This is a genomic window from Pseudomonas sp. GW821-FHT09E12, assembly GCF_059416085.1.
The window spans coordinates 678,255-702,658 of sequence record NZ_JBWKOM010000003.1 but is presented as its reverse complement, the minus strand read 5'-3'; the positions used below and the strand labels follow the sequence as shown (position 1 = coordinate 702,658).

The following is a 24,404-nucleotide window of genomic DNA, read 5'->3' as shown; positions in this document are numbered from 1 at the left end:
GGCCTGCGGCCTGATCGCAGCCTGCGGCAGCGGCTACAAGCAACGACTCAAGTCAGCCGCTCGCCGTTGAGGCGCTGCGGAACCTGCCAGGGGTTGTCGTTGCGCAAAGCCTGCGGCAGCAGTGCTGGCGGCAAGTCCTGGTACGACACCGGGCGCAGGAAACGCTGGATCGCCAGGCTGCCCACCGAGGTGGTGCGCGTATCCGAGGTGGCGGGGAACGGCCCGCCATGGACCATGGCATGGCCAACTTCGACACCGGTGCCAAAACCGTTGACCAGCAGGCGGCCGGCCTTGCGCTCCAGCAACGGCAACAGTTCCCGGGCTTGCGGATGGTCGTCGTCACTCAGGTGCAGGGCGATGGTCAGCTGACCTTCCAGGCTCGCCAACAGCGCTCTCATCTGGGCCGCATCGGTACAGCGCACGATCAACGAGGCCGGGCCGAAGACCTCCTCGCGCAGTGCAGCGCGGGCCATAAAGGCCTCGGCCGATGTGGCGAACAGCGCGGCACGGGCCTGATATCGCTGGCCATCGGCGCCCTGCCCCAAGGGCTCCACCTCGGCATGCCGCAGCAGCCGCTCGACGCCCTGGCAGTAGCTGCCATGAATACCTGGCGTCAACATGGTCTGCGCCGGCGCCAGCTTGAGCGCGGCTGCCGCCGCGGCTTCGAATGCGCGCAACGCCGGGCTGTCGACCGCGAGGAGCAAACCCGGGTTGGTGCAGAACTGCCCGGCGCCCAGGGTCAGGGAGCCGACAAAGGCCTGGGCGATGGCTTCACCGCGCTCCGCCAGTACATTGGCCAACAGCAGCACCGGGTTGATCGAACTCATCTCGGCATAGACCGGGATCGGTTCCTCGCGGGCCGCGGCGATCTTCATCAACGCCACGCCGCCGTTGCGCGAACCGGTAAAGCCCACGGCCTTGATCCGACTGTCCGCCACCAGCCCCTGGCCAATGCTGCGGCCGGCATCGAACAGCAGCGAGAACACCCCTTCCGGCAGCCCGTGGCTGTGCACCGCCTGCTGGATCGCCTGCCCTACCAGTTCCGAAGTACCGGGGTGCGCCGAATGCGCCTTGACCACCACCGGGCAACCGGCGGCCAGCGCCGAGGCGGTGTCGCCGCCGGCCACGGAAAACGCCAGGGGAAAGTTCGAGGCACCGAACACCGCCACCGGCCCGATGGCGATCTGGCGCAGGCGCAGGTCCACCTTGGGCAAGGGCTGGCGCTCCGGCTGGGCCGGGTCGATGCGCGCCTCCAGAAAGCTGCCATCGCGCACCACCGCCGCGAACAAACGCAGCTGGCCTACGGTGCGCCCGCGCTCGCCTTCCAGGCGGGCACGGGGCAGGCCGGTCTCGCTCATGCAGCGCTCGATCAGCTCATCACCGAGGGCGAGGATGTTGCCGGCGATGCTCTCCAAAAAAGCCGCCCGTTGTTCCAGGCTGGTTTCCCGGTAGCGGTCGAATGCCGCCTCGGCCAGGGCACAGGCGCGTTCCAGGTCGTTCGGGCCGGCACCGCCAAAACCCGGCGCCAGGATCTCGCCGGTGGCGGCAGCCAGTGCATGCACTTCGCCGTGGCCACCCCGCACGCGGGTTTGGCCGATCAGCAGTTGTCCTGTTACAGGCATGGGTTACCTCTCTGAATAAATGGCGTGAGCTGAATGGATGCCTGGTCCGTGCTCATTCGTCTGCCCCTTCCAACAGCAGCTTGCTGCCTGGCACCCCGGTGTTGGCGCCCCAGTAGTAGATGCACAGGGCCATGAGGGTGACGACCAGGGTGTCGTAGGGGTGAGTGAGCACGCCGATCCCGCCGAAGCTGCCCAGGTAGGAAATGACCATGGTCAGGGCGTAAAAGGCGATCAGCCACAGGGACGAGCGCACCTGTTCGGTCAGGCTCAGGTGGTCGGTGGGCACCAGGCGCCTGCAGCCCAGGTAGATGACGAACATCAGGATCTGCAGGCCCAGCAGCCAGGACACCGTGCTCCAGCCGGACCAGTAGACGATCAGCGCGGCGATGACGAAGGACACCGGCCCCAACAGGCCGAAGCCACTGACCCGGAACGGCCGCGGCAGGTCCGGCGCACTCTTGCGCAGCGCCGCCACGCTGATCGGGGCAATCGCGTAACTCAGCACCAGGGCCGCCGACACCACATTGATCAGCGCTTCCCAGGACGGGAACGGCAAGGTCCAGAACACCGACAGGCCGAAGGTCAGCCACAGCGCCGGGCGCGGGATGCCGGACTGCTCGTCGATGCGAGTGAAGATCTTGAAGAAGGTCCCGGTCTTCGCCCAGCCGTACACCACCCGTGGCGTGGCGTTCATGTAGATGTTGCCGCAGCCGCTGGGGGAAATCACCGCGTCGGCCACCACCAGGTAGGCCAGCCAGCCGACGCCCAGGGTCAGGGCGATGTCGCGGTACGGCAGGGAGAATTGCTTGCTGATGCTGCTCCAGCCGTTGGCCAGCATGTCGGTGGGAATGCTGCCGAGGAACGCCAGTTGCAGCAGGCCGTAGATCAGGGTCGAGAGCAGGACCGAAAGGATCAGCGCGATGGGAATGGTGCGCTGTGGATTGCGCACTTCGCTGGCCACCGAAATGATCGGCGTCAGACCCAGGTAGGCGAAGATGATGCCGCCGGCGGAGACCGCCATTTCGATGCCGGACAGCCCGAAGGGAGCAAAGCCCTGGACGTGGAAATTCTCCGCTTTGAAGAAGGTGAACAGCACGCCGATGACCAGCAGCGGCACGACGAACTTGAACAGGCTGATGAGGTTGTTGGACTTGGCGAAGGTCTTGACGCTGGAGTAGTTGAGCCAGAAGAACAGGCACAACAGGGCGAACTGCACCAGCCAGCCGAGCAGGGTCGGGTTGCTGTTGCCGGCATGGGTCAGCCCCGGAAACCAGGCCGCTGCGTATTGCCGCGCCGCCACCACTTCAATGGCCACCAGGCTGGAAAACGCGATCAACGTGATGAAGCCCATCAGGTAGCCCAGCAGCGGCCCATGGGAGAACACCGGATAACGCACCACCCCGCCCGCTCGCGGCAGGGCCGCGCCCAGTTCGCAATAGACGATGCCCAGCAGCAGGACGGCGAAACCGCCGAGCAGCCAGGAGAAGATCCCCGCCGGCCCGGCGATGGCCGAGACATGGCTGGCGGCGAACAACCAGCCGGAACCGAAGATCGCCCCCAGGCCGATGAAGGTGAGGTCAACCAGAGAGAGCTGTTTCTTGAATTTGCCTTGGCCTGACATAGGCGCGCCTTCTTATTGAGTTATTGGAGTAGGCAGATCGAATGTCGCGCCGGCCTCCTGCGAGCAGGCTGCCGACGGGGTGAAACACGGCACTGCGCGAGTGCCTGATGGTTCTTCTCGTGGACCAGGCCGCCCCGCGAGCCACTGCGCGGGGCGGCCTGTCGGCTGGCTTACAAACCGACGTCCGGCAACTGCGGACGCTCGGCCAGGGCCTTGTCGACTATCGCCTTGACCTCGGCCAGGGTCTCGCCCTGCAGGGCCAGGCGCGGCGGGCGGGTGATCGAGGAACCGCGACCGACCAGTTCCTCGCAGAGCTTGATGCACTGCACCAGGTCCGGACGCGCATCCAGGTGCAGCAGCGGCATGAACCAGCGGTACAGCGCCAGGGCTTCCTCGAAGCGTTTTTCCCTGGCCAGGCGGAACAGGGTTTCGCCCTCTTTCGGGAAGGCGTTGGACATCCCGGAGACCCAGCCTTCGGCGCCGACAGCGATGCTTTCCACCACCACATCGTCCAGGCCGGCAAACAGCACGAAGCGGTCGCCCACGGCATTGCGCAAGTCGATGAAGCGCCGGGTGTCGCCGGAGGAGTCCTTGAAGCAGACGATGTTTTCGCAGTCCTGCAGGGCGATCAGCACGTCCGGGGTGACGTCGTTTTTGTAGATCGGCGGGTTGTTGTAGACCATCACCGGCAGGTCGGTGCCGGTGGCAATGGCGCGAAAGTGCGCGGCGGTTTCATGGGACTTGGCCGAATACACCAGGGCCGGCATGACCATCACCCCGTCGACCCCGACCTTGGCCGCTTCGCGCACGGTGTTGCGGGCGAACTCGGTGGTGAACTCGGCGATCCCGGCGATCACCGGTACGCGGCCGCCGGCGGCGTCCTTGGCGACCTCGATCACCGAGAGTTTTTCCGCGGTGCTCAGCGAGGTGTTTTCGCCCACGGTGCCGCACACCACCAGGCCCGACACACCGTCGGCCACCAGGTTGCGCATGACGCTGTGGGTGGCGTCCAGGTCCAGGGAAAAGTCGGGTTTGAACTGGGTGCTGACGGCAGGGAACACACCGCTCCAGTGGATGGCTTTACGGCTCATGGTCTTGTCCTTATGGGTTGAGTCGGTCGGGGCCGACAGGCGTTGGAAACGAAAAACAGATTCCGCCTTTCACCGCCCTGGAGCTTGAGGTTTTTCCCGCTCAAGCAAGACGAAATCGGCACATTTGCCCAATCGCCCACAGACCTTTTCCGTCCATTGCGCCTCCTTCGACCTGCCTGAAATCTCCTGCACCAGCAGCCGCACCGCACACCTGTGCCGATTTCGTCATCCGCCGCAGAGAAAACCCACAAGCGATGCGGCCCTTTCCCGAGCCACTCTGTAGGCCTTTTCCGTCAGGTGCTGCCATGAAAAAAATAACCGTCATCGATTCACATACGGGGGGCGAGCCGACTCGCCTGGTTGTCGACGGCTTTCCCGACCTGGGCAACGGCTCGATGGCCGAACGGCTGGCGATCCTGCAAGAACGCCACGATCGCTGGCGCACGGCTTGCGTGCTGGAACCGCGGGGCAGCGACGTGCTGGTGGGGGCCCTGCTGTGCGCCCCCCAGGCGGCGGATGCCTGTGCCGGGGTGATCTTCTTCAACAACAGCGGCTACCTGGGCATGTGCGGCCACGGCACCATCGGCCTGGTGCGTTCGCTGTATCACCTGGGGCGCATCGAACCGGGCGTGCACCGCATCGAAACCCCGGTGGGCACCGTCAGCGCCACCCTGCACGACGACCTCTCGGTCAGCGTGCGCAACGTGCCGGCCTACCGATACCGCAGCGGTGTCGAACTGCAACTGCCCGGCCACGGCAAAGTCCGTGGTGATATCGCCTGGGGCGGCAACTGGTTCTTCCTGATCAGCGAGCATGGCCAGCGCATCGCCCTGGATAACGTCGAAGCCCTGACCCACTACACCTGGGCCGTGCGCGAAGCCTTGGAGGCCGCCGGCATCAGCGGCGCCGACGATGGTGTGATCGACCATATCGAGCTGTTCGCCGACGACCCGCAGGCCGACAGCCGCAACTTCGTGCTGTGCCCCGGCAAGGCCTACGACCGCTCCCCCTGCGGCACCGGCACCAGCGCCAAGCTGGCCTGCCTGGCCGCCGACGGCAAACTCGCGCCCGGGGCGATTTGGCGTCAGGCCAGCGTGATCGGCAGCCAGTTCAGCGCCAGCTACGAGCCGGCAGGCGAGCAGGTCATCCCGACCATCCGCGGCACCGCCCACATCAGCGCCGAAGCCACCTTGCTGATCGAAGACAGCGATCCTTTCGGCTGGGGCATCGTCTCGTGAGCCAGCCGGCCGAAGCCGACGTCCTGGTGATTGGCGGCGGCATAGTCGGGGCCGCCTGCGCCCATGAAATGGCCCGCCGCGGCCTGCGGGTACGGGTGCTCGACAACGCCAGCGGTGGCGCCACCGGCGCGGGCATGGGCCACCTGGTGGCGATGGACGACAACCGTGCCGAACTGGCGCTGAGTCACTACTCCATCGGGCTGTGGAACCAGCTGCGCGCGCAGCTGCCGGCCACCTGCGCCTACCGCAATTGCGGCACCCTGTGGCTGGCCGCGGACGCTGCGGAAATGGACCTGGCCCGGGCCAAGCAAATCAACCTGGCCCAGCACGGAGTGGCGGGCGAATTGCTCGACAGCGCGACCCTGGCTGCACTCGAACCTCTGTTGCGCAAAGGGCTTGGCGGCGCCCTGAAGATCCCCGGCGACGGCATTCTCTACGCCCCGGCCACCGCCCACTGGCTGTTGCACAACACGCCAGGGATCAGCTGCGAGCGGGCCACGGTCAGCGCCATCGCCGACCACCGCGTGGCGCTGGATGACGGCCGCGTGCTGCGTGCCGAGTACGTGGTGCTGGCCAACGGTCTGGCGGCGAAGAACCTGCTGCCGGAGTTGCCGCTGCGGTCGAAGAAAGGCCATCTGCTGATCACCGATCGTTACCCCCGGCAGGTGTCCCACCAACTGGTGGAACTGGGCTACGCCGCCAGCGCCCACGCCAGCAACGGCACCTCGGTGGCGTTCAATGTGCAGCCACGGCCGACCGGGCAATTGCTGATCGGCTCGTCCCGGCAGTTCGACAGCCTCGACCCGGCCATCGAGCCCGAAGTACTGACCCCAATGCTGCAACGGGCCGTGGCCTATCTGCCGGGGCTGGCGCAACTGAACGGCATCCGCGCCTGGACCGGCTTTCGCGCCGCCACCCCGGACGGCCTGCCGATCCTTGGCCAACATCCACGCCACACAGGCCTGTGGCTGGCGGTCGGGCATGAAGGCCTGGGCGTCACCACCGCCCCCGGCAGCGGCCGGCTGCTGACCCAATTGCTGCTCGGCGAACGGCCGGATATCGACGCCCAGGCCTATCGCCCCGAACGCTTCGCCGAGCTGACCGCCTCCCTGACTGGAACTGCCCCATGATCATTTATCTGGACCGTCAGGCGCTGACCGTGGGCGATGGCCTGAGCGTCGCCGCCGCCGTCGCCGCCAGCGGCGACCCACGTACCCGAACCTCCTGCACCGGCCAGCCCCGGGCGCCCTTCTGCGGCATGGGCATCTGCCAGGAATGCCGCATGACCATCGACGGCCGGCGCCAACTGGCCTGCCAGACCCTGTGCCGCGAAGGCATGTACGTGGAGCGCACGCCATGAGTCAACAGCGCCTGAGCTGCGACATCCTTATCGTCGGCAGTGGCCCGGCTGGCCTCGCTGCGGCCCGGGCAGCGAGCCGCGGCGATCTCTCGATCATCCTGCTCGATGACAACCCGCGCCCCGGCGGCCAGATCTGGCGCAACGGGCCCGGCGTCACGCTCGCCGGCATCGCCCGCGACGCCTTGCAGGTGCTGGAGCATCCTCGGTTGCGTTACCTGCCGGGCACCCGGGTAGTGGCCGGCGCCGGCGCCAATGCCCTGCTGCTGGAAAATGCCGAGCAGGCTTTGCTGGTCCGCTATCAGAGCCTGATCCTGTGCTGCGGCGCCCGCGAACTGCTGCTGCCCTTCCCCGGCTGGACCTTGCCCGGAGTGACGGGCGCGGGAGCCTTGCAAGCGCTGCTGAAAAACGGCCTGACGCTGGCCGGCGAGCGCGTGGTCATCGCCGGCAGCGGGCCGTTGCTGCTGGCCAGCGCCGCCACCGCCCGCCAGGCCGGCGCCCGGGTGCAGGCGGTCCTGGAGCAGGCCCCGCTGGCCGCACTGGCGACATTCGCCGCCGGGCTCTGGCGCTGGCCAGCCAAACTCGGCCAGGCCGCCGGGCTGGCCACCACGGCCTATCGCTACAACGCCCATGTGCTCGAAGCCCTGGGCGAAGATCGCCTGCAAGCGGTGCGTATCCAGCAGGGCGAGCAGGTTCGGGAAATACCCTGCGAACGTCTCGCCTGCGGTTTCGGGCTGGTGCCCAACACCACCCTGGCCAGCCACCTCGGCTGCCAGCTGCAGGCCAATGCCATTGCCGTGGATCGCTACCAGGCCACCAGCCTGGCCCAGGTCTACGCGGCCGGCGAATGCACCGGGGTCGGCGGCAGCGAACTGGCTAGGGTCGAAGGCGAGATCGCCGGGCTGGCCGCCAGCGGGCAGACCCGGGAGGCCATCGCACTGATCCAGCGTCGGGCCCATTGGCAGGTTTTCGCCGAGCGAGTGCGGGAAACCTTCGCCCTGCGACCCGGGCTTCTGCGCCTGTCGCGACCTGATACGCTGCTGTGCCGCTGCGAGGATGTGCCCTACGCCGAGGTAGCTGGCGAAGTGAGCTGGGCCGAGGCCAAACTGCACAGTCGCTGCGGCATGGGCGCCTGCCAGGGGCGAGTCTGCGCCACGGCGGCACAGGCCCTGTTCGGCTGGGCCGCGCCGACGCCACGAGCGCCCCTGGTGCCGGCGCGGATCGAAACGCTGCTGATGGAATCGTCGACGCCCGGCGTGAAGTGAGGCGCAGACCGTTGCCGTGGGCCGCCCGCCAACGGCGCCGCGCAATTCAAGGATGAGCCAGTAGACCCAAAGTCGCGGGGCGCGCCCCACCCCATAACAAGAGCAGCCCTTGATGATCGATACCGCTCAGCTGCACCGCCTGCCCGAAGCCATCGCCAGCCAGGCGCCCGAGGATATTCACAGCCTTCTGGCCAGCATGGCCCTGGTGATCCCGCTGCTCGACACCCTGCCCAACGCGGTGTTTTTCATCAAGGACCTGCAGGCCCGCTACCTCACCGCCAACCTGACCCTGGCCCAGCGCTGCGGCTTCAAGAACGTCGCGCCACTGCTGGGCAAGACCTCGGCCGAGGTGTTTCCCGCCGTGCTCGGCCCGGTCTATACCGAGCAGGACCAGCGCGTGCTGCGCCAGGGCGTCACCATCAAGGGCCAGCTGGAACTGCACTTGTACGGCAGCCGCGAACCCGGCTGGTGCCTGACCCACAAGCTGCCGCTGCACGGGCGCGACGGGCGGATCATCGGCATGGCCGGCATCTCCCTCGACCTGCAGGCCGCCCGCGACGCGCACCCGGCCTACCAACGCCTGGCCGCGGTGGACCGGCATATCCGCGAGCACTACAACGAAGCCATCCGCCTCGACGACCTGACCCATATCGCCGACCTGTCCATCGCCCAGCTGGAGCGCTACTGCAAACGCATCTTCCACCTCACCCCACGGCAGATGATCCACAAGGTGCGCCTGGAACACGCCTCGCGCCTGCTGCTCGGCGAACTGCCGATCACCGACGTCGCCCTGCAATGCGGCTACACCGACCACAGCGCCTTCAGCCGCCAGTTCAAGGCGCTGACCGGCGTCAGCCCACGGCAGTTCCGGCAGAACGCTGCGCATTGAGCGGAGTGTTTGCCCACCACCTGCTCATTCGCGGTAAAAGGTCGTGTACCCGAACAAAGTGTCGAACCCCGCCTTCCGGTAGATCGACAGCCCCTCCTGGGAGGCCTCCAGCACACACAGGCTCACCCCCTGTTTTTTCGCATACGCCAGCGCTTGTCGAATCAGTGCGCTGGCATAGCCCCGGCCCTGGTATTCGGGCCGGGTGCCGATATCATCCAGACGCGCCACCGCCTGCCCCAACGACAGGGTCAGCGAACTGACGGGCAGCGACTGCTCATATAGGGTGAAATGCCTCAACGGCTGGCCGTTTTGCAGCGCCACCCGATGCCGGGCCAGGTATTGCCCCGCTCCCGCATCACCCGACTCGAAGGCACTTTCCACAGGATCGGCCCAATCCTCGAGCTGCTCGTCGGTACGGCGAATGTCGAAGCTCACCGCCACATCCGGTGGCAATTCATGGACGCTCAGATCGACCCACATCGACGTGGTTCTATCGCCTTCCAACAAGTGCTGCTCCAGCAGCAGGTCACGGACCTGCGCCACCAGGTTATCGTGCACAACCACACAAAAAGGCAGCCCCGCGCGTTCAAGAAATCCGATGCCTGCAAGCACCCCCACGGCCAGGTCCGGCCCTGTTCGCTTGACGAACAGCAGGTTCAGACTGCTGGCGACGACACCCGTGCAGTACGCCGCAAGACTATCGTTAAAATGCCAGTTTTTTTGTGAAATGGCCGAGAAAAAAAGGTCCTCTGCCTGATGATAGAGAGCGACCGTACGGGACTGCGTAACGCTGGACATCGTGTTCACTCCTAATCTGCTCGCGCCCCCTGTGTCGCGCTCTTCAATCCACGGTAACCCCGAGCACCTGGGCCCTCCAGAAAAATTCTGTTTTAGAGTGTGAAGGTGTGTGTTCGTCGATAGAGCAACCTGATCCGCTGGCGCGAAACCAGCCTGTCGCAGAACTTCGAAACCGCGGTGGTGTTCTACAGGTTCATCAGTGGCCAGGGCAACGGCCCCCCACTCCACGCAAGGCCACCGCCTGAATGGCGGTTCCCAACCCCAGCAACCCTTGGGTGCCCAGCTGTCAGAAAGTGGACAACTAACACGGGTCGTCCGAAATCCTGGCCTGCGGCAGGCAGAGTGCCGCGCATTGACCCCGTCTACCGGCCTACTCGGTCCAACCCCGGCCAAAACAGGCTGTGGCCGGCCAGAGGTCCTTTTCCCTCGCAAGGGCACAGAAGGCACCCGGATGAATTTCGTGAACGCCAGGACTTGTGATGAATTATGATGCGCGCCCTTTCGGCTCGCGTTTCAGCGCAGGCTCACAGCGCCCCCTCGTTCGTAATCCCAGGTCAGGAACCCTACATGCTTCACCTCAGGAGCTTCACCCGAACGCTGCATCGACAGCAGATCGATGGCGTGACCTTCCATTTCGAGCCATCCCATCGGCACGAACTGGACCCGCTGATACGGCGTTTTCTGGCCAAGCCCGAGCAATATCCCACGCTGGATATTCCGGAAGACACCCGGGGCGTGTTCCTGCTCGAAGGCGAACGCCAATGGGTGCTCAAGCGCAACCGCCTGACTCACTGGAAAAAGCAGCTGCAGAACTTCCTCGGCCTCAAGCGCAGCTTCGGCCTGCACGACCTGACCAATGAATTCATCAACCTGTCGGTGGTATCGGGCAAATCCGCCCTCTCGCCCCAGGTCTCGGCGTTTGGCTACAAGGGGCGTTTTCCGTTCCTGCGCGAAGAGTACTTGCTGGTGGGTTTCTGGGCGGATCATTGCAGCGTCGACGACCGCCTGCTGGCCCATCCCGAGCAGGCTGAAACCCTGTTGTCGGCGATCTTCCGGCTGTTCGGCCAGATGCTCGACGACGACTTCGTGCACATGGACCCCCACCCGAAAAACATTCTGCTCGCCGCCGATGGCCACCTGCGCCTGATCGACTTCGAGTGCTGCGCCCACTCGGTACTCCACCGCGACTTCAGCCTGGGTTTCCTGCTGGGTTACTTCTACCGCTTCTGGTTCCGGCGCTTCATCGCGCAGCAGGATTACGACCGACTTTGCGAGGCGTACCTGAACGCGGAGCACCCCAACCTGGATCGCACCGTCTTCCAGCCGGTGTACCGGCGCTTTCGAGACCAAACCGTCTCACGCAGCACGCGCTACCGCATCCTCACCTGCGCCCGGGCACAAGCGGCGTTCCAGCGCGAAATCAGCGGTCCTCTCGAGCAAGAGCAGAAGCCAAGTTGAATCGATCTTGAAAAACGCCTGGGGAAGACGGTGCGCCTGCAGCATCGGCGGCAGGACGGTACTCAGCCGTCCAACTGATCCAGAGGCCGGCCAGCCTTGAGGACCTTGGCCATTTGCAGGTGATTGCGCAGTTTCGGCAGGGTCTCTTCGGCGAAGGCCTTGAGTTCGGGGACCTCGGTGATTTCGGCCTGTTGCTGGATCTGTTCGATGGCTTCTTCGGTGGTCTTGACCTGGCTCTCGGCATAGGCGGCATCGAAGGCTTCGCCTTTCGGAAACTCGGGGATCAAGGACTTACCGCGCAGGACCGGCGCGTGCTGCGCCAGGGCATCTCCCTCGACCTGCAGGCCGCCAGTTCAAGGCGCTGACCGGCGTCAGCCCACGGCAGTTCCGGCAGAACGCCGCGCACTGACCTGGACAGCCCGCGGGCTGAAGTCTTATCGGATGAAGGAATATGCTGGGATGGAAACCGGATATTGTCTGAGGAAAAGAAGTTTGTTTCCTTCATCTGTCCATTCTCTTGAGCGACCCACTTTGGTTCGATCTAAGCACTTAACAAAAGAACATATACTAGATCTTAAACATTCAGATCTATAACTTAATGTTCCATATGATTTTTATGATTCGCACTATTTTTGTGCCGCTGCGCACCATAAGATGGCGATCAGAAAACTCATAAACCTCACAAAGAAATTTATTGACAAGCCTTCATCAGACAAGCACTTTCTCAGCACCACAGCCGTTCACATAAACAACACCGAAGACGTCAGGACAGACGCTGGTGCAGATACGTTTTTTCTGTCGAAAGAGGGATCTATGTTCGAGGAAATTGGCAACGATACTCATCAGGCCGACTTTTTAATTCCAGGCCTCAGGTTCGAAAAGAACTCCGTCAGTAATACCTATGCTGGAAATGGCTGGTTCAGTCGAAAACTAATGTCCAGCAAGGGGCCGCTCATATCGGACTTCGTCACTCATGAACCAGACTTCAGTTATTCCACCTATGGCATACATGTCGGCCAGGACGATCGCCTGACATTCATGGGGGACAACGGCAAGAAAATAGAAGGTTATTTTGTCGATTGCCGAGAAGGCAGCCCTAGCTTCCATCAAATTGTCCAACTCAGATTCTCGCCAAGCCTGTATCGACACTTGGTCATTCCACGAGGCGTGGCTCATACCTTCGATAACCTGGAATACATTGTCACCCGGGACGAACCAATCTGGCACTCGGATCAAGACAATACAGCATGGAACCTGGACAACGATCTTGTTTCAGTTCCGCGCACTACGGAACTTGCAAAGTTTCCAATGATCAAGGCCAACCGATATCGCTTGCCCGATGAAGCCCATCGTTTTCTTTCGAAGATTTCCCAGTCTTTGCTGGAGAACCCCAAGTCCTATCTGGCTCGATATCCGGTAACCATCCGCGGTACCGAACAGTATGTGATGTTCGAGCCCAAGACCTGGTCGGACGATGCCCACAGCGTCGCTGAACGGCTTACGGACGAGGAGTTCTGCGGCGTACGGATAAAACGCAACCGCTATGCCCTGACTGGCGCCAGGTCCTATACGCTGGTGCCCAATACCGCCTCCTGCGTGGCCGACGTCCTGGTGCTTCCAGCGTCCGTTCCGGGCACTCCTCACCAGTATTACTGGCACGCCAGAACGAAAAAGACCTATACCTTCCTCAATAATCAGGAACTGCAAATTGACTTGAGCCTAATTGATCTCAGGCATGACTCCGCCACTTACGGCCAGCACAAGTCTCTCCAGATCATTTGTGACCCACGCACCAGCATTCATATTGAGCAAGGTATTGCCTACACGTTCCATTGCAGTAAACCGACATTGGTTCGTTGTGAACATGAAGTCTTCGTCAGTCAGAACGAGCCGCGCTCGGACATTCCCATGTTCGGCCAGGATTTGATTCCATTCGCTGTCGACCAGCCTTATCCAAATATCAAACTACCTGATATGCGTTGCCCGGACATCCTGCTGTACAAGATGGCCAAGTTCGAGCAGCAGACACTGAAAGTAACTTAGTTTTTGGGGTGTGCACCCAAGTTGCAAACTTACTGACATCATGGAGATTCACATGAAAGCAACTCAAGAAGCAGTATCCTGGAAAGAAGAGCTGGCTGACCTGGTTGGCTCGGCTCAAAACGCAGAAGAGTCTCTGGCTCTCGCCGCGTTCGAGAAAGCCCTGTCTCCTTACCTGCAAGAACCTGGAGCACTGCGTACACTCCTGGGCAAGATACAAGCCATGGAAATTGTTGCGCTGGATAGCCTTACGGCCAAAAAGGAGTTCAACAGCATAGAAGAGCTCCAATCGTTCTTGCCTGCCAATATCAAAGCCCTGGCTGCGTGATACCGGGCATATAAAAATTTAACGGATTAAATTTCTGTGCACACCTCTTTCAATTCAACGGCGCGATCAGTCTGGTCCTTTGTGGCCTTGGGGGTATTACTCATACTTTCCGAAGCCATCTACGACCTGGTATTCGCCAACCTTGCCTACTCCATCAGCGGAACAACGCTGGCCGTTACCACCACCTACGCCATCGGCTATAGCGCTGAAATACTCGTGACCTTGCTAGGCGCGGGTTTTATCGATCGTTTCAACAAATGGAAACTGTTCATTGCCACGCAACTGGTAAACATCGCGGTGTTTGCCCTGGCCATTCCTGTCCTCAGGATCTACGACAGCTCCGTGGAGTGGGTGTGGTTTTTTGCCTTCTTCGTCGACCTGATCCATCAGTACTCACGGCTGATCCTGTTTGCCTTGATCCCGTTCCTTTTCACTGCTGGCGACATCCCCAGAATCAACGGCCTGCTCGCCACCTTCAATGGCGTCGCCAGGACCCTGGGGCCGGTCATCGGGGCCCTGGTCATTTTCAACGTCGGCTTGTCGATCTCACTACTGGCCTCCATTGCCTTCATGCTGGCCGCGCTCGCCTTGACGATCAGCCTGAGTGCCTTGAATGGGCAAACCTCGCCCCTCGATATTGCCAGCACCTCGTTTGCCCAACGCTTCCAGGAAAGTGTCACCGGCGCTTCGAGAGCCACCATCGATCTATTGCGCGCTCCACGTTGGCGCTATTTCCTCGCCTCTTATGCCACCTGCCTGCTGGTGGTCAGCGTGCTGGCGCTCCTGTGGGTCCCCCTGCTGCGGGGCTTTCATGGGTTTTCCGAAGTGCAGACCGGCTACCTGTTCTCCGTTGGAGCGGCAGGTGCCATAGCCGGCGGACTCGCCTTGCGCGCCAGTGGCCAGGCCTCCCGGGTGCCGGGCACGATATTGCTGTCGCACCTGATCATGATCTCGGGGGTCTGCATCACGTTATGCCTGCGCGGCAATATCTGGCTCGCGGGCACCGGCATGTTCGTATTCCAGTTCGGTACCACACTGTATTTCCGTACCACTGCCAGTGCCATCCAGCTCACCGTGCCCAGGGAAATCATTGGTAGCTGGTATGGCTCGATAGACTTCATCAGCCGCTTTGCCGGGCTCGTGGGCATTCTGTTGGCAGGCTGGGCCTACGACAGGCTCGGAACCTACGCCATCTACTCGATACTCTTACTCTTGCTGGCACTGAGCAGCTTCAACTGGCGCGGCAGTCGCCAGGCTCGCTGGCTGGTCAATACCTGAGGCGGCACACCGCCGCTCAACCATCCAACTGATCCAGGGCCCGGCCAGCCTTGAGGGCCTTGGCCATTTGCAGGTGATTGCGCAGTTTCGGCAGGGTCTCTTCGGCGAAGGCCTTGAGTTCGGGGACCTCGGTGATTTCGGCCTGTTGCTGGATCTGTTCGATGGCTTCTTCGGTGGCCTTGACCTGGCTCTCGGCATAGGCGGCATCGAAGGCTTCGCCTTCCGGAACCTCGGGGATCAGCGCCTTGGCCTTGTTGATCACTTCTTCCCGGGGCGCCACGGGCAGGTCGAGTTTCCTGGCGATTTTAACCAGGTGCTGGTTGGCGGTGGTGCGGTCGTTGATGACCACGATGGTGTAGTCCTTGACCGCCTTGGAAGAGGTCTTCTGGTGGGCCAGGCGACTGGCCTCGATGTCGGCCATGCCCTTGGCCGAGGCGTCATCGATAAACTCCGCGGGGGACTGGGCGAATGCCGCGCTGGCGCTCAGGCCGAGCAGCAGCGCGAGGCAGGTGCGGGACAGATGGGTGGCCATGAAGCTCATGGTATCGGCCTCCTTTGATCAGTTGACGGCGCACGGCGCCTGCACAGAGTGAGAGTTTTCAGGCCATCGAAGGTTTGAAAAAGTTGCATCGGCCACGACGAACGGTTGGCAAAAAAACGCCCTGATCGGCCGTTTCTTTCAGGCCCGGGACGGGCTCCGCTGGGCGCGTTTGGCCGCGTACATCGCCTCGTCGGCGTGCTTGAACAGCTGCTTTTCGTCATGGCCGTGTTCGGGGAACAGGCCGATGCCGATGCTCGGCAGAATGCTCAACTGATGGCCATCCAGGCGCAGCGGCTCGTCGAGCGCCCGGCGAATCTTTCCGGCGACGATGCCGGCATCTTCCGCATGCTGGATACAGCCGAGCAGCACCACGAACTCATCGCCACCGATCCGCGCCACGGTGTCGCTCTCGCGCACGCAGGCCTTGAGCCGGTTGGCCACCGCCTGCAACAACATGTCGCCGACGGCGTGGCCAAGTGTGTCGTTGACCTGCTTGAACCGGTCCAGGTCGACGTAGAGCAAGGCCATGCGCCCGGACTCGCGACGAGCACGGGCCAGGGCACTGCGCAGGCGCTCGCGGAGCAATTCGCGGTTGGGCAACTGGGTCAGCTGGTCGTACTGGGCCATGTACTGCAGGCGCGCATGCAGCTGCTTGCGCTCGATGGCGGTGGCGAGCTGGGCGCAGACGTATTGCAGCAGCTCCTTGTCCTGCTCGGTGTATCGTTCGTCGCCCGGCGCGCTCTTGACGATCAGCGCGCCGATGGTGCCTTTCTGCGAATTGAGTGGCACACCGAGCCAGCAGGGCGAGTACGTGGCGGCGGCATCCGACAGCGGGGACAGCGGCCCATAATTGCCGGGAGTCAGCAGCAACGGCTGGCCACTGCGGATCACCTCGGTGCACAGGCTGCCGGTCAGCGTGCCCGGCTGCTCCGGACAACGCTCGCGGTCGTCGACGTGATAGGGAAAGCTCAGCGCCTGGCATTGCTCGTCGTACAGCGCGACGGAGAAATTCAGCGCCGGCAGCCATTCACCGATGATCCGGTGCACGCGCCGGAACAACGCCAGCAGGTCCTCGGTGGCATGGGCCGCTTCGGAAATCGCATACAGCGCCGCCTGCCGCGACTCGGCCTGCTTGCGCTCGGTGATGTCGCGGGCCACGGCGATGCGCAGCTGGTCGACCTCGGACCAGCGCGCCGACCAGAGGATATGCGCGACCTGCCCGTCCTTGCGCAGGTAACGGTTCTCGAAGTTGGGCATGGGTTCGCCAGCCATGATCCGCTCGGCGGCCTGCAGCGTGCGCAGGCGGTCCGCGGGGTGCACCAGCTCGATCATGCGCCGGCCGACCAGTTCGTCCGGCGTATAACCGAAAATCCGCTCGCAGGCGGCGCTGACAAAGACGAAACGGCCTTCCACATCCACCGCACAGACGGCGTCCAGCAGAAGGTCGATGAAACTGGCCAGGGGCGCGGAGTTGTTGGTTGCCATCAGGGAACGACACTGCCTGTGAAGATAAAGCGCCGAGTATCAATCCCTGGTTCTGGCAGCGGCGCAGGGCCGCTGCTGGTCCGTGGCTGTCGCAACCTTGCGGACAGCCTTTATGCCTTGTTCGCCAGCAATCCCGGAACGGCATGCAGCAAGGCGTTGATGGCAAACCCGATGAACATCACGCCGCAAAGCCGGGTGATCGCCAGTTCGTGGCGCTGATACAGGGTCCGCACCCGCCGCGCACCGACGATGCCAATCAGAATAGCGTATGCGCCGATGCCGCCGAGGAAACTGAGGAAGATCAGCCAGGGCAGCATCGACCAGTTGAGCAGCTCGGCACGACTGGACAGCAGCGCGGTGAAAGTCGCCACGGCCACCGGGTACGCCTTGGGGTTGGTCAGGCCGAACAGGATGCCGTGCCAGAACGGCTGGCGCGCCGGGCCCTGGGGTTCCTGCCCGTTGCTGCGCTGGCTGCGGATCGCCCGCAGGCCGAGCCAGAACAGATAAAGGCCGCTGAGCACGCCGAGCACATCGAAGGCGCTGCTGCCGATCTCCTTCGCGCCGACGATGGCGATCAGCGCGGTGCTGCACCAGATCACGTCACCCAGCAGATGCCCGCAGAGAAAGCCGGCCCCGGCGCGCCGCCCGCGCGCCGCGCCGATACCGAAGACCGCCAGCACGCCCGGCCCGGGAGTAATGCCGTAGATAAAGCCCGAGGCGAGAACGGCCAGTAACAGCGAAGAAGTCATGCCACACTCCGAAGCGCCGAAGGTGGCGCGGTTTTGATCGCAGGATTCTGCCGGCTTGCGCGCCCCCACACCACCCCATAATGGTCGCCATAACGACAGCCAGCCGTCTTGAAGCGGCGGCGAGCGGTCATTCGTCGGTAAAGATCGTCATCCCGGCATAGGGCTGCTGCCGGCAGGCGCGCAAACGCGAGGCCAGATCGCCGACATGGGCTTCCAGCTGGTGGCCGTCGGGGTCGAGGAAATAGAACGAGGCGCCTTCGCTGCGGTTGTCGCGCCACTCCCGTACGCCAGCAGCCCGCAGGCGCTGGACGAACGCCAGGAAATGCCCCGCCTCGATGCCGAAGGCATAGTGGGTGTAGTCCGGCACTTCGGCCAAGCGGCGCGACGGGTCCAGCGACAGGCACAACCACAGGCCCGGCAGCGACAGATAGGCGCCGCTGTCCCAACTGGCGTCCAGGTGCAGGCCCAGCAGGTCGTGGTAGAACCCCAGGCTGCGGTTCAGGTCGGTCACGGCGAGGGTCAGATGGTTGAGGCCGGTCAGCATGCAAAGTCCTTGTAAGAGGAAGGTCCTGAATCGTCTTGAATCAAAGCAGCGCTCGCACTGGACGAATGGCTCTGACGGCGAGCCACGGGTGGCGATGTAGTGTGCTGCATCACAAACCACTACATCGAGATCACCCTGTCCGTCATGTCCTTGCGCCTGCCCGATGATGTTGCCAGTTCCCTGGCTCACTTGGCCAAGGCGACAGGCCGCAGCAAGTCATTCCTCGCTGTGGATGCTCTGAGAGAATATCTGGCCCGCGAAGCCTGGCAAATCGACGAGATCCAGAAAGCCCTGACTGAAGCAGAGGCAGGCGACTTCGCCTGGTCCCCAATCGTCCTTACCTGATCCCCTACCGTGTACGTCAGGGACGCCTGCAGATACTGCGGATTTTCCATACCCGGCGCTTGCCGCCTGCCGGTTGGCAAGACGACCGCCAATAGCTCGTGCATTGGGGCCAGCGGCGGCGCGCCCAGGACAGCAAGGGCCCGAGCGCGCGATAGAACATCTGTAGGTATCAGAACGCGCTACGGAAGATTTCCTCGATCTGACGCTGGTCGGCGGTGCGTGGGTTGGTCAGGCCGCAGGCGTCTTTCAGGGCGTTGGCGGCCAGGACCGGAATGTCCGTCAGCTTGGCGCCCAGGTCACGCAAGCCGCTGGGGATCTCGACATCCCGGGCCAAGCTGCGAATGGCGCTGATGGCTGCCTGCGCGCCCTCCTCCGGGCTGAAGCCACGAATGTCCGCGCCCATGGCGTGGGCCACGTCGGTCAGGCGTCCGGCGCAGACCATGGCATTGAAACTCTGCACATGGGGCAGCAGCACGGCGTTGCACACACCGTGGGGCAAATCGTAGAAACCGCCCAGCTGGTGCGCCATGGCATGCACGAAACCCAGCGACGCATTGTTGAAGGCCATGCCGGCGAGGAACTGGGCGTAGGCCATGTTTTCCCGGGCGACCAGGTCGCTGCCGTCGTGCACCGCCTGGCGCAGGTTCTGGCTGATCATGGTCATGGCTTTCAGCGCGCAGGCATCGGTAATCGGGTTGGCCGCGGTGGACACATAGGCTTCGATTGCGTGGGTCAGCGCGTCCATGCCAGTGGCGGCGGTCAGGCCCTTGGGCATGGCGACCATCAGCGCCGGGTCGTTGACCGACAGCAGCGGCGTGACGTTACGGTCGACGATGGCCATTTTCACGTGGCGCTGCTCGTCGGTGATGATGCAGAAACGGGTCATTTCACTGGCGGTGCCGGCGGTGGTGTTGATCGCGATCAGCGGCAGTTGCGGCTTGGCCGAGCGGTCGACGCCCTCGTAGTCGCGGATATGCCCGCCATTGGTGGCGCACAGGGCGATGCCCTTGGCGCAGTCATGGGGCGAACCGCCGCCGAGGGAGACCACGAAGTCGCAGCTGCTCTGCTGCAATTGCGCCAGGCCCTTCTCGACGTTGCCGATGCTCGGGTTGGGCTTGGCGCCGTCGAAGATCACCGAATCGATGTCCTGCATCGCCAGTTTCTCGGCAATCATCCCGGCCACCCCGGCCTTGGCCAGGCCGGCGTCGGTGACGATCAGCGCCTTGCGAAAACCGTAGTTGCGAATCGCGACCATGGCCTCGTCGAGACAGTCGATACCCATGATGTTCACGGCGGGAATGAAAAAAGTGCTGCTCATGGCGCGTCCTCCAGGCTGGGATTGGATCAGCCGTGCCGATCCGGCAAATGCGCACAGGATCGACCCATCGGTCACGCGCGTTGTTGATCTGGCTCAAGGGTCGGTCGTGATAAAGTCGGCGCCCTGTACACCTTCTGCCTTGAGACGACGAACCGCGATGATGGATTTCCAGGAATTTGATGCCGACCTTGAAGACTGGAACGCCTTGCGCGCCAGCACGCCGATCACCGGCCTGCTGATCGGCAACGGCGCCAGCCGCGCGGTGTGGGAAGACTTCGCCTACGATTCGCTGTTCGAGAACGCCCGCACCGTCGAAGAAAAGCCCCTGAGCCCCTCCGAGCTGAGCGTGTTCGAAGCCCAGCAGACCCGCAGTTTCGAACAGGTGCTGGGCGCGCTGAAGACCACCAGCCGGGTCAACAAGGCCCTGGCCGTCAGCTCCGCGGCGCCGCGCAATCGCTACTACGCAATCAAGGAAGCGCTGATCAATACCGTGCACGCGGTGCACATTCCGTGGCGCCTGGTACAGCCGGCGACGCTGTCGCAGATCAACCAGGAACTGCGCCGCTACCGCACGGTGTTCACCAGCAACTACGACCTGCTCAACTACTGGGCGATCCAGCACGATGCCCAGGGCATCGACGACCTGTTCCAGGGCGCCGACCCGAGCTTCGACATCAGCCAGACCGCCAGCGAACGGACCCGCGTGCTGTACCTGCACGGCGGCCTGCATCTGGTGCGCAACCAGGACGGCACCGCGCGCAAGCTGGGTTCCACCGAAGGCACGCTGCTGGGCAACTTCGCCATCAACAACACCCTCAAGACCCTCGACGATGTGCCGCTGTTTGTCAGCGAGGGCCCGGTGGCGGACAAGCTCAAGACCATTCGCGGCAGCGACTACCTGTCGTTCTGCTACCAGCAGTTGCTGAATCACAGCGACGCGCTGTGCATCTTCGGCCACGACCTCGGCTCCCAGGACAGCCACCTGGTGAGTGCCATCCGCCAGTCCAAAGTGCGGACCCTGGCGATCTCGATCCAGCCGCGCAGCAAGGCCTTCATCCAGAACCAGAAGCGGCGCTACGCCAAGCTGTTCGCGGGGATGGAAGTGACGCTGCGCTTCTTCGATTCGAAGAGCCATGCGCTGGGCGATCCTGCGCTGTCGGTGCCGGTCGAGCGCTGAAAGATCGCGGGCAGGCGTCTGCGGAGCGCCACCTCTGTAGCCGCTGCCGAGCCCGCGAGGCTGCGATCGACCCCGAAGGGGGCGCACGGTGTTGAGATCGCTGAAGGCCTTCGGCCTTATCGCAGCCTTCGGCAGCGGCTACATCGTGTCCCTTATTCCTCGCTGCTGTGCACCACCACCAGCAACTGCGCCTGCACCTCGCCCACCGAGCGCAGGCGGTGGGGTTTCTGCGCGTTGAAGTGCAGCGCGTCGCCCCGGTTGAGGATCACCCGCTCGTTCATGAAATCCACTTCCACCTGCCCTTCGTGGACAAACAGAAACTCCTCCCCCAGGTGTTCCTTGAAGCTCTTGTCGGTGAACTCCCTGGGCGGGTAGATGATGAATGGCAACAGGCTGCGCTCGCTGACCTGATGCGCCAGCACCGCATAACCCGGCGCCTGGTCGTTGGCCGCCAGCGACTGGCGTTCGTTGCTGCGCACCAGGCTGTAGCTGTCGAGGCTGACCTTGTCTTCGGCGAACAGCTCCTCGACGTTCACGTTCAACGCCTTGGCCAGTTTCAACGCCGCGGCGATCGAGGGCGTGTTCAGGCCGCGCTCGACTTTCGACAGGTAGCTCTTGGTCATGCCGGATTTCTCGGCCAGGGCCTCCAGCGTCACGCCAAGTTTTTTTCTCAATAATTTCAAACGGATAGACATGTAGAACGGTTAACCCATCAAGGAGGCGACGATTTGTCCTTGCCAATGACACAAAGTGTCATATAGCCTCTTTAGTGTCATTTGCTTTCACCCAACGACCTTGCGAGCAGCGGGGGCTGGCAAATCCGACGTCCATTGCAACGACCAAAGGACACCGATATGGCCAAGACATTAGCACTACCCAAAGAGCAACTGGTCAGGCAAGCCCTGACCCAGATGCAAAACACCCTGGCGGATAATACGTGGACCGACCGGCAAAAGCTGGCCCTGACCTGCCGCATCCTGTTCGAGAACGGCCACGACTCCGGTCTTGCCGGGCAGATCACCGCCCGTGGCCCGCAACCGGGCACTTACTACACCCAGCAACTGGGCCTGGGTTTCGACGAGATCACCGCGGGCAACCTGCTGCTGGTCAACGAAGACCTGGAGGTGCTCGAAGGCCACGGCATGCCCAACCCGGCCAACCGTTTCCACAGCTGGGTGTACCGCGCCCGCCCCGACGTGAACTGCATCATCCACACCCACCCGACCCACATCGCCGCGTTGTCGATGATCGAAGTGCCGCTGGAAATTTCCCACATGGACCTGTGCCCGCTGTATGACGACTGCGCCTTTCTCAAGGCCTGGCCAGGGGTGCCGGTGGGTAACGAAGAAGGCGAGATCATCTCCGCGGCCCTGGGCGACAAGCGCGCCATCCTGCTCTCGCACCACGGCCAGCTGTCCACCGGCGCCAGCATCGAGGAAGCCTGCGTGATCGCCCAACTGATCGAGCGCGCCGCCAAGCTGCAATTGCTGGCCATGGCCGCCGGCACCATCAAGCCAATCCAGCCGGAGCTCGGCCGCGAGGCCCATGACTGGATCTCCAAGCCCAAGCGTCACGCAGCCGCCTTCAACTACTACGCTCGGCAGAACCTCAAGCAACACGCCGATTGCCTGAACTGAACCCACCTCATTCGCTAAAGGAGCGTCGCCATGTCGAACGCCAACATTCACGGCATCATCGGCTACACCATCACCCCGTTCACCGCCAACGGTGAGCAACTGGACCTGGACACCCTCGGCCGTTCCATCGATCGCCTGATCGACAGCGGCGTGCAGGCCATCGCGCCCCTGGGCAGCACCGGCGAAGGCGCTTACCTGAGCGACGCCGAGTGGGACCAGGTCGCCGAGTTCAGCATCCGCCACATCGCCAGGCGCGTGCCGACCATCGTCAGCGTTTCCGACCTGACCACCGCCAAGGCCGTGCGCCGCGCACGGTTTGCCGAGGCCAAGGGCGCCGATGCGGTGATGGTCCTGCCGACGTCCTACTGGAAGCTCAGCGAAGCCGAGATCCTCGCCCACTACCGCGCCATCGGCGACAGCGTCGGCGTGCCGATCATGCTCTACAACAACCCGGCCACCAGCGGCACCGACATGTCGGTGGAGCTGATCCTGCGGATCTTCCACGCGGTGGAAAACGTGACCATGGTCAAGGAGAGCACCGGCGACATCCAGCGCATGCACAAGCTGCAACTGCTGGGCGAAGGCCAGGTGCCGTTCTACAACGGTTGCAACCCGCTGGCCCTGGAAGCCTTCGCCGCTGGCGCCAAGGGCTGGTGCACCGCCGCGGCGAACCTGATCCCGCAGCTCAACCTGGACCTGTACCAGGCGGTGCTGGACAACGACCTGGAGCGCGCGCGCGAACTGTTCTACCGCCAGTTGCCGGTGCTCGACTTCATCCTCAAGGGCGGCCTGCCGACCACCATCAAGGCCGGGTTGAACATGACCGGTCTGCAGGTCGGCGACCCGCGCCTGCCGGTGTTCCCGCTGAATGAAGCCGGGCGCAATCAGTTGCAGGCCATGTTGAACGCAGTGCGCTGATCGGGCCCTGGCTGTAGGGGCAAGCTTGCGGGCCTCATCGCCGGCAAGCCTGGCTCCTACAGGTCCGCGCGCCCTGGCTTCTGTAGGAGCGAAGCTTGCTCGCGATAGCGGCGCATCAGACACCACGCGTTGTCTGACGCCTACAAAAGCAGCGCCCAACAAAAAGCCCGGCAGGTTGTCCTGTCGGGCTTTTTTGTTTCAGTGCAAAACGTCAGGCGGTCTTGTCTTTGATGGTCGTGCTCGGACCGTTGGTCTGCACGCTGGCAATGCCCGCGTCGCGCGCCGCCTCGGACGAATAGCGCTGGCTATTGCCGATGATCTGGTGGTTCGCGGCCTTGAGGTTGAAATAAGGTTTGCCGTCCTTGGAGACTTCCTTGGCGTAGCGGGCCTCGTTGGGACTGTTGGTCTGCACCGAAGCGATGCCGTTTTCGGCGGCGCTGCGGGAGGAATACAACTCACTCGTCAAAATGGTTTCAGCATTGCCAGCCTTGAGAACGAAGCGGAACTGCCCGTCACTGCTTTTGCTCAATTCATACCATCCAGCCATGGTCCTGCTCCTGAGTGTCCAAAGATGCGAATGCACTTCGGATTAAAGCTTGTCTTTGCCGGTTTACCAGCGTTTGGGGTGTGTTGCTGAGGCACGCAGCATCAGACAGGAAAAATCGCATCCGGTTCATGGCGCGAAACTCATGCAGACAAATAGTA

Annotated in this window: 24 protein-coding genes and 2 pseudogenes; 14 read left to right on the top strand and 12 right to left on the bottom strand. The window is 63.1% G+C overall.

All coding sequences use genetic code 11. From position 1 onward, the window contains the following. Window positions 1–47 precede the first annotated feature (47 nt). From AC07PQ_RS11800 to AC07PQ_RS11790, 3 genes are all read right to left on the bottom strand, one after another. Window positions 48–1,622 carry an aldehyde dehydrogenase (NADP(+)) gene (locus AC07PQ_RS11800; protein WP_493185544.1) on the bottom strand — a complete coding sequence of 525 codons (1,575 nt, stop codon included), beginning with the start codon at window positions 1,620–1,622 and terminating at the stop codon, window positions 48–50. Between the two features lie 52 nt (window positions 1,623–1,674). Then, window positions 1,675–3,243, bottom strand: coding sequence for an APC family permease (locus AC07PQ_RS11795; protein ID WP_007922737.1), 1,569 nt, complete (start codon window positions 3,241–3,243; stop codon window positions 1,675–1,677). A 170-nt stretch (window positions 3,244–3,413) separates the two neighbouring features. Next, entirely contained in the window at window positions 3,414–4,334 is a 921-nt protein-coding gene (locus AC07PQ_RS11790; RefSeq protein WP_493185543.1) for a dihydrodipicolinate synthase family protein, read from the bottom strand. A 305-nt stretch (window positions 4,335–4,639) separates the two neighbouring features. On the opposite strand from AC07PQ_RS11790, the gene AC07PQ_RS11785 reads away from it, so the two are divergent. The 5 genes from AC07PQ_RS11785 to AC07PQ_RS11765 all read left to right on the top strand — a co-directional run bounded on the left by AC07PQ_RS11785 (window position 4,640) and on the right by AC07PQ_RS11765 (window position 9,083). Further along, entirely contained in the window at window positions 4,640–5,572 is a 933-nt protein-coding gene (locus tag AC07PQ_RS11785) for a 4-hydroxyproline epimerase (RefSeq protein WP_493185542.1), read from the top strand. Beyond that, window positions 5,569–6,702, top strand: a complete 1,134-nt coding sequence (locus tag AC07PQ_RS11780) for an NAD(P)/FAD-dependent oxidoreductase (protein WP_493185541.1) — start codon at window positions 5,569–5,571, stop codon at window positions 6,700–6,702. Before AC07PQ_RS11785 ends, AC07PQ_RS11780 begins: the two co-directional genes overlap by 4 nt. Beyond that, window positions 6,699–6,932 carry a 2Fe-2S iron-sulfur cluster-binding protein gene (locus AC07PQ_RS11775; RefSeq protein WP_493185540.1) on the top strand — a complete coding sequence of 78 codons (234 nt, stop codon included), beginning with the start codon at window positions 6,699–6,701 and terminating at the stop codon, window positions 6,930–6,932. Before AC07PQ_RS11780 ends, AC07PQ_RS11775 begins: the two co-directional genes overlap by 4 nt. Beyond that, window positions 6,929–8,194 carry an FAD-dependent oxidoreductase gene (locus AC07PQ_RS11770; RefSeq protein WP_493185539.1) on the top strand — a complete coding sequence of 422 codons (1,266 nt, stop codon included), beginning with the start codon at window positions 6,929–6,931 and terminating at the stop codon, window positions 8,192–8,194. The genes AC07PQ_RS11775 and AC07PQ_RS11770 overlap by 4 nt, the downstream gene beginning before the upstream one ends. Before the next feature lie 112 nt (window positions 8,195–8,306). Beyond that, complete coding sequence (locus tag AC07PQ_RS11765; protein WP_493185538.1) at window positions 8,307–9,083, top strand: helix-turn-helix domain-containing protein; 777 nt, start codon at window positions 8,307–8,309, stop codon at window positions 9,081–9,083. A 24-nt stretch (window positions 9,084–9,107) separates the two neighbouring features. Here AC07PQ_RS11765 and AC07PQ_RS11760 read toward each other — a convergent pair whose 3' ends face one another. Then, on the bottom strand, window positions 9,108–9,881 hold the full coding sequence (locus AC07PQ_RS11760) for a GNAT family N-acetyltransferase (RefSeq protein ID WP_493185537.1): 774 nt from the start codon (window positions 9,879–9,881) through the stop codon (window positions 9,108–9,110). Between the two features lie 126 nt (window positions 9,882–10,007). On the opposite strand from AC07PQ_RS11760, the pseudogene AC07PQ_RS11755 reads away from it, so the two are divergent. Together AC07PQ_RS11755 and AC07PQ_RS11750 are read left to right on the top strand one after the other, a co-directional pair. Beyond that, window positions 10,008–10,183: pseudogene (locus AC07PQ_RS11755) on the top strand (AidA/PixA family protein); the annotation flags it as partial. A gap of 265 nt (window positions 10,184–10,448) precedes the next feature. Then, entirely contained in the window at window positions 10,449–11,339 is an 891-nt protein-coding gene (locus AC07PQ_RS11750; RefSeq protein WP_493185536.1) for a phosphotransferase, read from the top strand. Between the two features lie 62 nt (window positions 11,340–11,401). Here the strand turns inward: AC07PQ_RS11750 and AC07PQ_RS11745 are convergent. After that, window positions 11,402–11,638, bottom strand: a pseudogene (locus AC07PQ_RS11745) (DUF4142 domain-containing protein); the annotation flags it as partial. A 514-nt stretch (window positions 11,639–12,152) separates the two neighbouring features. On the opposite strand from AC07PQ_RS11745, the gene AC07PQ_RS11740 reads away from it, so the two are divergent. Genes AC07PQ_RS11740 through AC07PQ_RS11730 form a run of 3 tightly spaced genes read left to right on the top strand, consistent with a single transcriptional unit; the run spans window position 12,153 to window position 14,985 of the window. Beyond that, window positions 12,153–13,382: a dTDP-4-dehydrorhamnose 3,5-epimerase family protein gene (locus AC07PQ_RS11740; RefSeq protein ID WP_007923783.1), complete on the top strand. Its 1,230-nt coding sequence runs from the start codon at window positions 12,153–12,155 to the stop codon at window positions 13,380–13,382. A gap of 52 nt (window positions 13,383–13,434) precedes the next feature. Beyond that, the gene (locus AC07PQ_RS11735) at window positions 13,435–13,707 is read left to right on the top strand and encodes a hypothetical protein (RefSeq protein ID WP_007923785.1); all 273 of its coding nucleotides are present in this window, start codon (window positions 13,435–13,437) and stop codon (window positions 13,705–13,707) included. Between the two features lie 36 nt (window positions 13,708–13,743). After that, window positions 13,744–14,985: an MFS transporter gene (locus tag AC07PQ_RS11730; RefSeq protein WP_493185535.1), complete on the top strand. Its 1,242-nt coding sequence runs from the start codon at window positions 13,744–13,746 to the stop codon at window positions 14,983–14,985. A 16-nt stretch (window positions 14,986–15,001) separates the two neighbouring features. Here AC07PQ_RS11730 and AC07PQ_RS11725 read toward each other — a convergent pair whose 3' ends face one another. The 4 genes from AC07PQ_RS11725 to fos all read right to left on the bottom strand — a co-directional run bounded on the left by AC07PQ_RS11725 (window position 15,002) and on the right by fos (window position 18,304). Next, the gene (locus AC07PQ_RS11725) at window positions 15,002–15,526 is read right to left on the bottom strand and encodes a DUF4142 domain-containing protein (RefSeq protein WP_493185534.1); all 525 of its coding nucleotides are present in this window, start codon (window positions 15,524–15,526) and stop codon (window positions 15,002–15,004) included. Between the two features lie 138 nt (window positions 15,527–15,664). Next, window positions 15,665–17,011, bottom strand: coding sequence for a diguanylate cyclase domain-containing protein (locus AC07PQ_RS11720; RefSeq protein WP_493185533.1), 1,347 nt, complete (start codon window positions 17,009–17,011; stop codon window positions 15,665–15,667). A 110-nt stretch (window positions 17,012–17,121) separates the two neighbouring features. Continuing rightward, window positions 17,122–17,760: a LysE family translocator gene (locus AC07PQ_RS11715; protein WP_007922230.1), complete on the bottom strand. Its 639-nt coding sequence runs from the start codon at window positions 17,758–17,760 to the stop codon at window positions 17,122–17,124. Between the two features lie 127 nt (window positions 17,761–17,887). After that, window positions 17,888–18,304, bottom strand: coding sequence for a fosfomycin resistance glutathione transferase (gene fos, locus AC07PQ_RS11710; RefSeq protein WP_150049411.1), 417 nt, complete (start codon window positions 18,302–18,304; stop codon window positions 17,888–17,890). Between the two features lie 135 nt (window positions 18,305–18,439). On the opposite strand from fos, the gene AC07PQ_RS11705 reads away from it, so the two are divergent. After that, a complete protein-coding gene (locus tag AC07PQ_RS11705; protein ID WP_037033910.1) occupies window positions 18,440–18,649 on the top strand; it encodes a CopG family ribbon-helix-helix protein in 210 nt (69 codons plus the stop codon). A gap of 169 nt (window positions 18,650–18,818) precedes the next feature. Here the strand turns inward: AC07PQ_RS11705 and yiaY are convergent, their stop codons facing one another. Further along, window positions 18,819–19,967 (bottom strand): L-threonine dehydrogenase, encoded by a 1,149-nt coding sequence (gene yiaY / locus AC07PQ_RS11700; protein WP_493185532.1) that lies wholly within the window; start codon window positions 19,965–19,967, stop codon window positions 18,819–18,821. A 157-nt stretch (window positions 19,968–20,124) separates the two neighbouring features. On the opposite strand from yiaY, the gene AC07PQ_RS11695 reads away from it, so the two are divergent. Beyond that, window positions 20,125–21,144: a DUF4917 family protein gene (locus AC07PQ_RS11695; protein ID WP_007922235.1), complete on the top strand. Its 1,020-nt coding sequence runs from the start codon at window positions 20,125–20,127 to the stop codon at window positions 21,142–21,144. A gap of 152 nt (window positions 21,145–21,296) precedes the next feature. Here AC07PQ_RS11695 and AC07PQ_RS11690 read toward each other — a convergent pair whose 3' ends face one another. Beyond that, window positions 21,297–21,839 carry a helix-turn-helix domain-containing protein gene (locus AC07PQ_RS11690; RefSeq protein ID WP_493185531.1) on the bottom strand — a complete coding sequence of 181 codons (543 nt, stop codon included), beginning with the start codon at window positions 21,837–21,839 and terminating at the stop codon, window positions 21,297–21,299. A 159-nt stretch (window positions 21,840–21,998) separates the two neighbouring features. Between AC07PQ_RS11690 and AC07PQ_RS11685 the strand changes: the two genes are divergently transcribed. Then, complete coding sequence (locus tag AC07PQ_RS11685) at window positions 21,999–22,781, top strand: aldolase (RefSeq protein WP_277588048.1); 783 nt, start codon at window positions 21,999–22,001, stop codon at window positions 22,779–22,781. A 30-nt stretch (window positions 22,782–22,811) separates the two neighbouring features. Continuing rightward, window positions 22,812–23,699: a dihydrodipicolinate synthase family protein gene (locus AC07PQ_RS11680; RefSeq protein WP_085530035.1), complete on the top strand. Its 888-nt coding sequence runs from the start codon at window positions 22,812–22,814 to the stop codon at window positions 23,697–23,699. Window positions 23,700–23,910: 211 nt separating this feature from the next. Here the strand turns inward: AC07PQ_RS11680 and AC07PQ_RS11675 are convergent, their stop codons facing one another. After that, complete coding sequence (locus AC07PQ_RS11675) at window positions 23,911–24,246, bottom strand: YegP family protein (RefSeq protein ID WP_007922249.1); 336 nt, start codon at window positions 24,244–24,246, stop codon at window positions 23,911–23,913. Between the last annotated feature and the right edge of the window lie 158 nt (window positions 24,247–24,404).